The 12234-nt window shown below is 59.1% G+C and carries 10 protein-coding genes; 6 read left to right on the top strand and 4 right to left on the bottom strand.

What is annotated here, in order from left to right:
• Positions 1-8 precede the first annotated feature (8 nt).
• Positions 9-1379, top strand: a complete 1371-nt coding sequence (gene hemN / locus HNR62_RS10365) for an oxygen-independent coproporphyrinogen III oxidase (RefSeq protein ID WP_204796017.1) — start codon at positions 9-11, stop codon at positions 1377-1379.
• Between the two features lie 80 nt (positions 1380-1459).
• On the opposite strand, the gene add is transcribed toward hemN, so the two are convergent.
• From add to glnA, 4 genes are all read right to left on the bottom strand, one after another.
• On the bottom strand, positions 1460-2464 hold the full coding sequence (gene add, locus HNR62_RS10360) for an adenosine deaminase (protein ID WP_204796016.1): 1005 nt from the start codon (positions 2462-2464) through the stop codon (positions 1460-1462).
• A gap of 27 nt (positions 2465-2491) precedes the next feature.
• Complete coding sequence (glnG, locus tag HNR62_RS10355; protein ID WP_204796015.1) at positions 2492-3925, bottom strand: nitrogen regulation protein NR(I); 1434 nt, start codon at positions 3923-3925, stop codon at positions 2492-2494.
• 9 nt (positions 3926-3934) lie between these two features.
• A complete protein-coding gene (gene glnL, locus HNR62_RS10350) occupies positions 3935-5002 on the bottom strand; it encodes a nitrogen regulation protein NR(II) (protein WP_239552745.1) in 1068 nt (355 codons plus the stop codon).
• Positions 5003-5206: 204 nt separating this feature from the next.
• Positions 5207-6616 (bottom strand): glutamate--ammonia ligase, encoded by a 1410-nt coding sequence (glnA, locus tag HNR62_RS10345; protein WP_204796013.1) that lies wholly within the window; start codon positions 6614-6616, stop codon positions 5207-5209.
• Between the two features lie 352 nt (positions 6617-6968).
• Between glnA and typA the strand changes: the two genes are divergently transcribed.
• From typA to HNR62_RS10320, 5 genes are all read left to right on the top strand, one after another.
• Positions 6969-8795 carry a translational GTPase TypA gene (gene typA / locus HNR62_RS10340; RefSeq protein WP_204796012.1) on the top strand — a complete coding sequence of 609 codons (1827 nt, stop codon included), beginning with the start codon at positions 6969-6971 and terminating at the stop codon, positions 8793-8795.
• Between the two features lie 164 nt (positions 8796-8959).
• The gene (locus tag HNR62_RS10335) at positions 8960-9862 is read left to right on the top strand and encodes a virulence factor BrkB family protein (protein ID WP_204796011.1); all 903 of its coding nucleotides are present in this window, start codon (positions 8960-8962) and stop codon (positions 9860-9862) included.
• Entirely contained in the window at positions 9862-10821 is a 960-nt protein-coding gene (gene pip, locus HNR62_RS10330; RefSeq protein WP_204796010.1) for a prolyl aminopeptidase, read from the top strand. Before HNR62_RS10335 ends, pip begins: the two co-directional genes overlap by 1 nt.
• On the top strand, positions 10818-11255 hold the full coding sequence (gene dtd, locus HNR62_RS10325) for a D-aminoacyl-tRNA deacylase (RefSeq protein WP_204796009.1): 438 nt from the start codon (positions 10818-10820) through the stop codon (positions 11253-11255). Before pip ends, dtd begins: the two co-directional genes overlap by 4 nt.
• 84 nt (positions 11256-11339) lie before the next feature.
• The gene (locus tag HNR62_RS10320) at positions 11340-12230 is read left to right on the top strand and encodes a bifunctional GNAT family N-acetyltransferase/hotdog fold thioesterase (RefSeq protein WP_204796008.1); all 891 of its coding nucleotides are present in this window, start codon (positions 11340-11342) and stop codon (positions 12228-12230) included.
• The last annotated feature ends 4 nt before the right edge of the window (positions 12231-12234 follow it).

Here is a 12234-nt window from a genome sequence, read left to right as displayed (position 1 = left end):
GAGAGGTAATGTCAGCACAGATTGAATGGGATCAGGCCCTGATCGAAAAGTACAATTATTCGGGGCCACGTTATACCTCCTATCCCACGGCACTGGAGTTCAATGACGGCTTTGGCATGGCGGACCTCGAAGCCGCCGCCAGCCGCTATCCTGGACGACCGCTGTCGCTCTATGTGCATATCCCCTTCTGCCACAAGCTGTGCTACTACTGCGGCTGCAACAAGGTCATCACCCGCCACCAGGGCAAGGCCGACATCTACCTCGATTATCTGGAGCGGGAAATCGCACGTCTGGCGCCGCTCTTTGTGGATCGCATCGTGACCCAGCTACACTGGGGCGGTGGCACCCCCACCTTTTTGACCGAACCCCAGATCCGCCGCTTGAACGGCCTGCTGCGCCGGTACTTCCGCTTTGCCGAACAGGGCGAGTTCAGCATCGAAATCGATCCGCGCCGCATCGAGCTGAGCCTGCTGGATGTGCTCAAAGAAGAAGGTTTCAATCGCATCAGCCTGGGGGTGCAGGACTTCAACCAGGACGTGCAGCGGGTGGTCAACCGGGTGCAGGACAACGATTTCATCAAGGCACTGGTCAGTCGGGCGGCCGAACTGGGCTTTGGCTCCACCAATCTGGACCTGATCTACGGCCTGCCGCTGCAGACCCCGGAGAGCTTTCACCATACCCTGGAGCAGGTAGTGGCCATGAGGCCGGCCCGCCTGTCGGTGTTCAACTATGCCCACCTGCCGAGCCGCTTCTCGGCCCAGCGCAAGCTGAAAGACGCGGATATGCCGGCACCGGCGAAGAAGCTGGCCATGCTGCAGCACAGCATCGCCTATCTCACCGGCCAGGGTTATCAGTTTATCGGCATGGATCACTTTGCGCTGCCGGACGACAGCCTGGCGGTGGCCCAGCGGGAAGGCGAACTGCACCGCAACTTTCAGGGTTATACCACCCAGGGGGATTGCGATCTGCTGGGCCTGGGCGTATCGGCCATCAGCATGGTGGGGGATGCCTATTCCCAGAATCACAAGGATCTGAAGCGCTATTACGCCCAGCTGGACGAATTGGGCCATGCCCAGACCCTGGGTTATGCATTGAACGAAGACGATTGCCTGCGCCGGGATCTGATCAAGACGTTGATCTGCAACTTCGAGCTGGAGTTCGCCCCGCTGGAGCGGCAGTACGGCATCCGTTTCGCCGATTACTTTGCCGAGGATCTCAAGCTGCTGCAGACCTTTATCGACGATGGCCTGGTGACCCTGACCGCTGATGCCATCCAGGTGGCATCCAGGGGCCAGTTGCTGATCCGCAATATCTGCATGTGTTTCGACGTGCACTCGCGCACTCAGGCCCGCCGCCAGCAGTTCTCGCGGGTGATTTGATTAACAGCGGGAATTAGGGAATGGGGATTAGGGGTTTATCATTCCCCATTCCCCATTCCCCATTCCCCATTCCCCGTTTTTTATTCCCGCTCGGCGCTGGCCAGCAGCAGGGCGGCCTTTTCTTCGGCGCTGATAAAGGCCATGGCCAGGGCGTTTTCCTGACACCGGCGGCTCTGCACCGGCGTCAGGCCGGCGGCCAAGGCGGCATCCGTGTATTCGTGGCGCAGCTCTATGCCTTCCACCGCCGGATCGTCGGTATTCAGGCACACGGGTATGTCGTGGGCCAGAAAGCGATGGATGGGATGGGTGCTCAGCTCGGCGACCGTACTGGTCTGCAGGTTGGAGGTCAGGCAGGTTTCGATGCCGATGCGATGCTCGGCCAGATAGTCGAGCAGGGATTTATCCTGCACCGCCTTGACGCCGTGGCCGATGCGTTCGGCACCGAGTACCTTGATGGCCTGCCAGATGCTGTCACTGCCTGCGGCTTCACCCGCGTGCACCGTGACGTGCAGACCGGCCTCGCGTACCCGCCTGAAGTGCTCCTCGAACAGGTCTCCTGGAAAGCCGAGCTCGTCACCGGCCAGATCCATGGCGACGAGCCGGTCTTGATGCGCCAGACAGGCGGCCAGCTCCAGGTCGCAGGCCTGCGGGCCGAAGGTGCGGCTCATGATGCCGATGAGCTTGGCCGGTATGCCGAAGTCGCGGCTGCCGGCGGCCACGCCATCGATCACCGCTTCCACCACGCCCCGGGGATCAAGCCGGTGGCTCATCGCCATATAACCCGGGCTGAAACGCAGCTCGGCGTAGTCGATACCGGCATGTTGCAGGTCTTCGATATTTTCATAGGCGACCCGACGACAGGCATCGTAACTGCCCAGTACCTTGACGCCCCAGTCCAGTTTGGCGAGAAACGACATCAGATCCGGGGTCTTGTCCAGCACCTGCACATGGGGGCGCAGCCCCTCCAGCGTGCTGGCGGGTAGCCTCATGTCAAAAGACCGACCCAGCTCCAGTATGGTGGCGGGGCGAATATTGCCATCCAGATGACGGTGCAGGTCGAGCAGGGGCAGGCTGGGATCTATCATGGCGTTGTCCTCCAGGTATGAGTCGGGCTAGTGTTTATCCTCGGCCGGATGGTCGTCACCATGTAACTCTTTCAGCTTGCGGGTCAGGGTGTTGCGGCCCCAGCCGAGCAGGCGGGCCGCATCCTGCTTGTGACCCTGAGTATGGCTCAGGGCGCAGTCGAGCAGGATACGCTCGAACTCGGGCAGGGCACCGGCCAGTAAATCCTGTCGGCCGCGGGCCAGTTCCTGCCGGGCCCAGTCCCGCAGCGCCTGGTGCCAGTCCTGCCCGGTGCCGGCGGTGTTTTTCTCCTGCTCCTTCTGCATCAGCTCCGGAGGGAGGTCGGTGACCAGCACTTCCTGACCCGACGCCATGACCGTCAGCCAGCGGCAGACGTTTTCCAACTGGCGCACGTTGCCGGGCCAGGACAGGGATTGCAGATAGGACTGGGCATCCGGGTGCAGGCTCTTGGTCTCCACGCTCAGTTCCCTGGCCGCCTTGGCCAGGAAGTGACGGGCCAGTTTGGGAATGTCTTCCCGCCGATCTTTCAGCGCCGGCATATGGACGCGAATGACGTTGAGGCGATGGAACAAATCCTCGCGAAAGTCTCCATCTGTTACCTTCAGTTCCAGATCCTGGTGGGTGGCGGCGATGATGCGTACATCCACCTTGATGGACTGATGGCCGCCCACCCGGTAGAACTGGCCGTCGGACAACACCCGCAGCAGTCGGGTCTGGATATCCAGCGGCATGTCGCCGATTTCGTCGAGGAAGAGGGTGCCGCCATTGGCCTGTTCGAAACGACCCTGGCGGACGCTGTTGGCGCCGGTGAAGGCGCCTTTTTCATGACCGAACAGTTCGGATTCAATCAAATCTTTCGGGATGGCGGCCATGTTCAGGGCGATAAAGGGGCTCTTGGCGCGCGGGCTGTGCTTGTGCAGCGCATGGGCCACCAGTTCCTTGCCGGTGCCGCTCTGGCCGTTGATCAGCACAGAGATGGAAGAGCGTGCCAGGCGGCCGATGGCGCGGAACACCTCCTGCATGGCCGGGGCTTCGCCGATGATTTCCGGGGCGTTGACGGTGTCCAGCTCGGCCACCCGGGCCTTGCTTTTGCTTTCCCGCAGGTGCGCCATGGCGCGTTGCACCAGGGTCACCGCCTCGTCGATATCGAAGGGTTTGGGCAGGTATTCGAAGGCGCCGTGCCGGTAGGCACTGACGGCGCTGTCCAGATCCGAATGCGCGGTCATGATGATCACCGGCAACTGGGGAACCTGTTCGTGAATGGCGCCCAGCAGGGTCAGGCCATCCATGCCACCCATACGAATATCGGACACCACCACGCTGGGCTGCTGCCCGGATAGCGCGGTCAGCACGCTTTCACCGTTGGCGAAGCTCTGGCAGTCGAAGCCGGCCTGACCCAGGGCACGCTCCAGTACCCAGCGAATAGAGCTGTCGTCGTCGACTATCCATACTTGTTCGGTCATAAGGCTCTCCTAGCGGCGTAACGGCAGATAGATGATAAATTCGGTGCGCCCGGGTCGGCTTTGAGTTTCGATGCGGCCTTGATGCTGATGGATCAGATCCTGGGCGATAGACAACCCCAGGCCGGTGCCGCCATCGCGGCCGGTCACCATGGGGTAGAACAGGGTATCGCGCAGAGCGTCGGGAATGCCGGGGCCGTCGTCGATAATGCGGATCTCGGCCGCCAGCCGGTAACGGTGGCCCTGCAGCATGACCTGAAAGGCGGTGCGGGTCCGGATCTGAATATGGCCGCGGTCGCCCAGCGCCTCGGTAGCGTTGCGCACTATGTTGAGCAGGGCCTGTTGCAGTTGCTCCGGATCCATCTCGAAGTCGGGAATGCTGGGGTCGTAATCCCGCTCCAGGCCGATGCCGGGCGGAATTTCCATCGCCACCAGCCGGCGCACCTGCTCCAGTACCGAATGCAGGTTGGTGATCTGGCGTTGGCCGGGGCGCTGGGGGCCCAGCAGCCGATCCACCAGGTTACGCAGTCGGTCCGCCTGGGCGATGATCAGCTGGGTGAATTCCTTCAGCTCTTCCCGGGGCAGTTCCCGCTCCAGCAACTGGGCGGCGCCGCGCAGACCTCCCAGCGGGTTCTTGATTTCGTGAGCCAGGCCCCGCACCAGCTCCCGGGCGGCCTGTTGCTGGGTGCGCTGCTGCAGTTCCTGGCTGATTTTCTTCTGCTGGTCGATCAGTCTGAGTTCTATCAGCGCCCGGGTCTGCTCCGCCTCTGGTGAGGCTAAAGAGCTGGGCAGGGGAGTGACGCTGATCTCGACCCAACGTGGGTCACCATCGATCATCAGCTGGACTTCGCTGTCGGTAAACCCCTGCTCGGTATTGATGCAGTGTTTGATGCGGGCCATATCCAGCGAAATCTCTTCTTCCGCCAGGTTAAGCGGCATCGCCTGCAGCCGGCGCTTGCTCAGGGGCAGCAATTGTTCGGCGGCGGTATTGGCAAACAGCACCTGCAGCTCGGCATCCACCACCAGCACCGCCGTGAGCAAGTTATCGATAATCGCTTGTACGTCTGGCCGGGATCCCAACACCTTGTGTCCTCTCGTCTGCATTTGCACCACTATGGTGCATGCATTCTAACCCGAATTCGGCACCCTTGCCGCCAGGAGGCGCTGCCGATGCGGTTTGCGATGCCCGGCAACGCCGGGTAAGAGACATGTAGGCGGCAAACAAAAAAGGCCCGGTTTCCCCCGGACCTTTTACTTTCAAACTTACCGTTTAAAGCTTAAAGCTTAAACGGAATAGTACAGATCGTATTCCAGCGGGTGCGTCGCCATGTTGATGGTTTCGGTTTCGACACGCTTGTACTTGATGTAGGCGTCGATGAACTCGTCGCTGAATACACCACCGCGGGTCAGGAACTCGCGATCTTCATTCAGGTTGTCCAGCGCATTGTCCAGAGACACGGCCACGGTCGGGATCTCGGCGGCTTCTTCCGGCGGCAGATCGTACAGATCCTTGTCCATGGCATCGCCCGGATGGATCTTGTTCTGGATACCGTCCAGGCCGGCCATCAGCAGGGCGGCGAAGCACAGATAAGGGTTGGCGGCCGGATCCGGGAAGCGGGTCTCGATACGGCGAGCCTTGGGCGAGCCGACCAGCGGGATACGGATGGACGCAGAACGGTTACGGGCCGAGTAGGCCAGCATGACCGGAGCTTCAAAGCCGGGCACCAGACGCTTGTAGGAGTTGGTGGCCGGGTTGGTGATGGCGTTCAGGGCGCGGGCGTGCTTGATGATACCGCCGATGTAGAACAGGGCGGTTTCAGACAGGCCACCGTACAGGTCGCCGGCGAACAGGTTTTCACCGTTCTTGGCCAGAGACTGGTGCACGTGCATGCCGGAACCGTTATCCCCTACCAGCGGCTTGGGCATGAAGGTGGCGGTCTTGTTGAAGGCATGCGCGACGTTGTGAACCACATACTTGTAGATCTGGATTTCATCGGCCTTCAGGGTCAGGGTGTTGAACTTGCAGGCGATTTCGTTCTGACCGGCAGTTGCAACTTCGTGGTGGTGAGCTTCAACCACCAGGCCCATTTCTTCCATCACCAGACACATGGCGGCACGAATGTCCTGTGACGAGTCGATCGGGGCAACCGGGAAGTAGCCGCCCTTAACGCCGGGTCTGTGGCCCTTGTTGCCTTCGGCATACTCGCTGCCGGAGTTCCACTTGGCTTCCTGGTCGTCAATCTTGAAGAAGCTGCCGGCCATGTCGGTGTGGAAGCGCACGTCGTCGAACATGAAGAATTCGGGCTCGGGACCGATCAGTACCGTGTCGGCGATGCCGGTAGACAGCAGATATTCTTCGGCGCGGCGGGCGATGGAGCGCGGGTCACGATCGTAGCCTTGCATGGTGTTCGGCTCGAGCACGTCACAGCGAATGTTCAGTGTGGCGTCTTCGGTGAAGGGGTCCATGACGGCAGAGGCCGGATCGGGCATCAGTACCATGTCGGATTCGTGAATGGTCTTCCAGGCGGTCATGGAAGAGCCATCGAACATTTTGCCTTCTTCGAAGAAGTCGTCGTTTATCTGATTGACCGGAATGCTGATGTGCTGCTCTTTACCCTTGATATCGGTAAAACGCAGATCGATGAATTTGACATCGTGTTCCTTGATCATGTCCATTACGTTTTCGATTGACATGGATTTCGACCTCCAAAAATAATCATTTTATGGGTTTGAGGTGTTGATGAACAAATTCACCAATTGCCATCGCTACAGTGGAATACAAAGCGAAAACTGTGCCAGGTTGCCAAATGCTTGTCATAATAGCCCTTACCCCGATGTGCGGGGCCCAGGCACGATTTTATTGCACCATGTTAGTGCGGAGTTGGATCTTCTTGGTGCATCTGACTCCGGCGCAGATCATCATGGTGCATAAGATGCCCATTGGGAAGTTGTCGAGCAGTAATTTTCAATTCTGCTAGGCAGATCCGAGGTGGGCGAGTAAAATGACCGACGATTTTTTATCCACCCCCGGTATTTTGAGGCAGGAATGTTAGATAACTTACGTAATATCGCAATCATCGCTCACGTCGACCATGGTAAAACCACTCTGGTAGACAAGCTGCTGCAGCAGTCCGGTACGCTGGAAAGCCGTGGCGAAGCCGAAGAGCGAGTCATGGACTCCAATGACATAGAGCGGGAGCGCGGCATTACCATTCTTGCCAAGAATACCGCTATTCGCTGGACTGCTCCCGACGAACAGGCATATCGCATCAACATCGTAGACACCCCCGGACACGCCGATTTCGGTGGTGAAGTGGAACGGGTCATGTCCATGGTTGACTCGGTACTGCTGCTGGTTGATGCGCAGGAAGGTCCCATGCCGCAGACTCGCTTCGTGACCCAGAAGGCATTTGCCCAGGGCCTGAAGCCTATTGTTGTTATCAACAAGGTCGACAAGCCCGGCGCTCGTCCCGACTGGGTACTGGATCAGATTTTCGATCTGTTCGATAACCTGGGCGCGACCGACGACCAGCTCGACTTCCAGGTGATTTATGCTTCCGGCATCAATGGCTGGGCCTCCCTGGATGTGGATGCACCAGAGCCGGACATGACGGCGCTGTTCCAGACCATCGTTGATCAGGTTCCGGCACCCGATGCCGATCTGGAAGGTCCGCTGCAGATGCAGATCTCCCAGCTTGATTACTCCTCTTATGTCGGCGTTATCGGCATCGGTCGCATCAAGCGCGGTACCGTTAGAGTGAACCAGCAGGTCACCGTAGTGGGTGCCGATGGCAAGTCCCGCAACGGTAAGGTGGGCATGGTTATGGGTTACCTGGGCCTGCAGCGTACCGAAGCGACCGAAGGTAATGCCGGTGACATCGTGGCCATTACCGGCCTGGGCGAGCTGAAAATCTCCGACACCGTCTGTGCTCTGGGCTCTGCCGAAGCACTGCCGCCGCTGTCTGTAGACGAGCCGACCGTCACCATGACCTTCCAGGTCAACAACTCTCCGTTCGCTGGTAAAGACGGCAAGTATGTTACTTCCCGTAATATCATGGAGCGTCTGACCTCCGAGCTGGTGCACAACGTGGCATTGCGTGTTGAGCAGGGTGCCGATCCGGATAAATTCCGCGTATCGGGCCGTGGTGAACTGCACCTGGGCATCCTGATCGAAAACATGCGTCGTGAAGGCTACGAGCTGGCCGTTTCTCGTCCGGAAGTTATTCTGAAAACAGAAAACGGCGTCAAGCTGGAACCTTTCGAAAACCTGACCGTCGATGTGGAAGAAGAGCACCAGGGCTCCGTAATGGAGAAGTTGGGTGAGCGTAAAGCCGAAATGACCGACATGGTGCCGGATGGCAAGGGTCGTGTCCGTATCGACTTTACCGTACCGGCCCGTGGCTTGATCGGTTTCCAGACCGAATTCATGACCATGACCTCCGGCTCCGGTCTGATGAACCACAGCTTCGACCACTACGGTCCGCATAAGGGCGGTACCATCGGTGCTCGTACCAACGGCGTACTGATTTCCAACGGCAAGGGCAAGGCTTCCGCCTATTCGCTGTTCAACATTCAGGAACGTGGCCGTCTGTTTATCGATCACGCCACCGAAGTTTACGAAGGTATGGTCATCGGTATTCACAGCCGTGCCAACGACCTGACGGTTAACTGCATTAAAGGCAAGCAGCTGACCAACGTTCGTGCTTCCGGTACCGATGAAGCGCTGACGCTGGTCACGCCGATCAAGATGACGCTGGAACAGTCACTGGAGTTCATCAGTGACGACGAGCTGGTTGAAGTAACGCCGAACCACCTGCGTATTCGCAAGCGTGCCCTGACCGAAAACGAACGCAAGCGTGCCGGTCGCGATTAATTCCGACTCGTCAAGCTGAATAAAAGGGCGCCTTAGGGCGCCCTTTTTGTTGGATGCCGACGGATAATACGGGGCAGGGGGCCCCGATATGATGATATCCGGCTGGCACTGTGCCTGATTAATTTGCCACAATGAACCTTCTTTGACAGCAAAATGAGGTTCTTATGAATCAGGTTGTCGCGCAAGTCAGGCATCGGCTGCGATTCGTACGGGAACATGGCGCGAGTTTCGTCCTCTTTTTATTGAAACGGATACAAAAAGATCGGCTGAAGGTGACCGCCGGTTACCTGGCGTATATCACCCTGCTGTCGCTGGTGCCCATGCTGGCGGTGGTGTTTGCCATGATGTCGGCCTTTCCCATGTTTGCCGAGTTGCGGGATACCATTCAGACCTTTGTGTTCAGCAACTTCGTGCCCGCCGCCGGGGAGGTGGTGCAGGACAGCATTCAGGGCTTTATCGACAATGCGTCCAAAACCACCGCCATCGGGGTGGCGGCGCTGGCGGTCACCGCCATGCTGCTGATCTCCGCCATCGACGAGAACTTCAACCATATCTGGCGGGTGACCCAGAAGCGACGCTGGTCGGTGGCCTTTTCCACCTACTGGATGATACTGACCCTGGGTCCCATTCTGGCGGGCGCCAGCCTGGCGCTGACCTCCTACCTTACCTCGTTGCACCTGTTCCAGGTCGATACCATAGTGGGGGTGGGTACTCTGCTGCTGGGGTTGTTGCCGTTTTTGCTGTCGACCCTGATGTTCGTGGTGTTCTATATGGTGGTGCCCAATGTGCGGGTGCGCTTCAGTCATGCCATCTGCGGGGCCCTGGTGGCGGCCTTGCTGTTCGAGCTGGCCAAGCGCGCCTTTGCCTTTTATATCACCCGGTTTCCTTCCTACGAGGCGATTTACGGCGCCCTGGCGACCATCCCCATTCTCTTTGTCTGGATCTATCTGAGCTGGATGATTGCCCTGCTGGGCGCCGAGCTGACCGCCGGCCTCGGTGACTACGAACGACGTCAGGGGCTAAGCTTTGAAGACGAGAATTCCGATTCGCCCGAGGACCTTGATTGATGAGAACCCCGTATCCGAGTATTGGCGCCCATCGCCAGCAGTGGTTATCGGTGTCGCCGCGACATCGACTCTATGTGGAAGAAAGCGGTAATCCGCTCGGCATTCCGGTGGTACTGGTGCACGGCGGGCCCGGTGCCGGTACCAGCGCCGAGCACCGGCGCTTTTTTGATCCCGAGCGTTATCGCATCATACTGTTCGACCAGCGGGGGGCCGGTCAGTCGGAGCCGCATGCGGAACTGGCCGATAATCACACTCAGGCGCTGATCGCCGATATGGAGCAGATTCGCGAAACGCTGAATATTGACTCCTGGCTGGTATTCGGAGGCTCCTGGGGCTCGACGCTGGCCCTGTGCTATGCCATCGATCATCCCGCGCGGGTATTGGGTCTGGTGCTGCGCGGTCTCTTTCTGGGCCGTCAGCAGGATCTGCACTGGCTCTATCAACCCGATGGCGGTGCCGCCCAGCTTTTTCCCGATTATTATCGGGATTTTCTGGTCCCGCTGGAGGGGGATACCCGGCACCTGCTGAACCGTTATTATCGCCTGCTGACCAGCAGCAACGAACTGGCCCGGCTCAATGCGGCCCGGGCCTGGGCCATCTGGGAGGGACGTATCGCCACCCTGCTGCCGAAAGTGGATGCCGAGACCTGTTACGGCGAGGCGCATGCCGCCCTGGCGCTGGCGCGTATTGAATGCCATTACTTTATAAACAACTGCTTTATAGAAGAAAACTACATCATCAAGCATATTGAAAGGGTGCGAAAAATACCCGCCGTCCTGATCCATGGCCGTTATGATGCCATCTGCAAGCTGGGCGGTGCCGTGACCCTGACGGAACACTGGCCGGAATTAATGCTGCAAATCGTGCCGGGAGCCGGACATTCCGCCTTTGAACCGGGTATTATAGACGCCCTGGTGAAAGCCACCGATCAGATGGCAAAGGAGTTGGTTCGGTCATGATAGCCCTGATTCAGAGAGTGGGTTCGGCATCGGTCGAGGTGTCCGGTGATACCGTGGGTGCCATAGGTCCGGGCCTGTTGGTGTTGCTGGGCGTGGAGCGCGGCGACGACAAGGCGCGCGCCGACAAACTGCTTAACAAGGTGCTTGGCTATCGGGTATTCGGTGACGACGCCGGCAAGATGAATCTGAACCTGCGCCAGGCCGGCGGCAGCCTGCTGGTGGTCTCGCAGTTTACGCTGGCCGCCGATACCCACAGTGGCCTGCGGCCGGGTTTTTCTCGTGGTGCCGCGCCGGCAGACGCCGAACGCTGGTACGACTATTTCGTGATGGCGGCGCGGGATCAGGGCATTGCCACCGAGTCGGGGCGCTTCGGCGCCGATATGCAGGTCAGCCTGACCAACGATGGCCCCGTCACCTTCTGGCTGCAGGTTTGAAACGGCCACCATGATGTAACCAGACTTCACTCTGCCGCAGTGTGCGGCAACCTATTTCAAGAATAATCACAATAGGAGCAGACCATGTATCGTGTGGTCACCCCGCAAACGGAAGCGGAACTTGAAGCCTATTATCAGCTGCGCTGGCAGCTGCTGCGCAAGCCCTGGCAACAACCCCTGGGCTCGGAGCGGGACGAATTCGACGAATATGCCCACCATCGGATGATGGTGGATAACAACGGCAATCTGGTGGCTGTGGGTCGCCTTTATGTCAGTGGTGACGAGGCCCAGATCCGCTTTATGGCGGTGGTGCCCGACTGTCGTGACCAGGGTCTGGGTACTCGTATGGTACAGGCTCTGGAGCAGGTGGCCCGCCAGCTGGGCGTTCGTCGGCTGGTGATGAATGCCCGGGAAGAAGCGGTGCCATTTTATGGTCGCTGCGGTTTTACCGTGGTGGGCGAGGGCCCCATCAGTTTCGGCAAAATCCCCCACCGGCAGATGATCAAGGCGCTGACCTCCATTCATCAAATTCGCCACCGGCCCGAGTTGTGTGACGAGCTTCAGCGTCAGTGGCACAGGCGCATTCCCATCAGCGAGAAGATGGGTATCAAAATCATTCAGTACACCGGCAGCAGGTTCAAGACCAAGGGCAACCTGACCGCCAACCTCAATATGCACGAGTCGATGTTTGCCGGCAGTATTTACAGCCAGTGCGCGCTGACCGGTTGGGGCCTGATCTGGATGCAGATGCAGGAATTCGGGCTGAGCGGTGACATAGTGCAGGGCAGTGGCGACATCAAGTTCATGACCCCGGTATGGGACGAGCCCACCGCCGAGGTGCAGGGCCGGCTGCGGGAGCGGCTGATGCCGTTGCAGGCCGGAGAACGGGTACGAATAGAGCTGAACGTGACCCTGTACAGCGGCGAACAGAAGGCCGCCAGCTTCACCGGCCGCTACGTGATACTGCCGCACTGATCAC

Origin of the sequence: Oceanisphaera litoralis (genome assembly GCF_016907015.1) — a bacterium.
GTDB lineage: Bacteria > Pseudomonadota > Gammaproteobacteria > Enterobacterales > Aeromonadaceae > Oceanimonas > Oceanimonas litoralis.
Note: the sequence above shows the minus strand (reverse complement) of the source record. Positions and strands in the feature narration are given on the sequence as shown.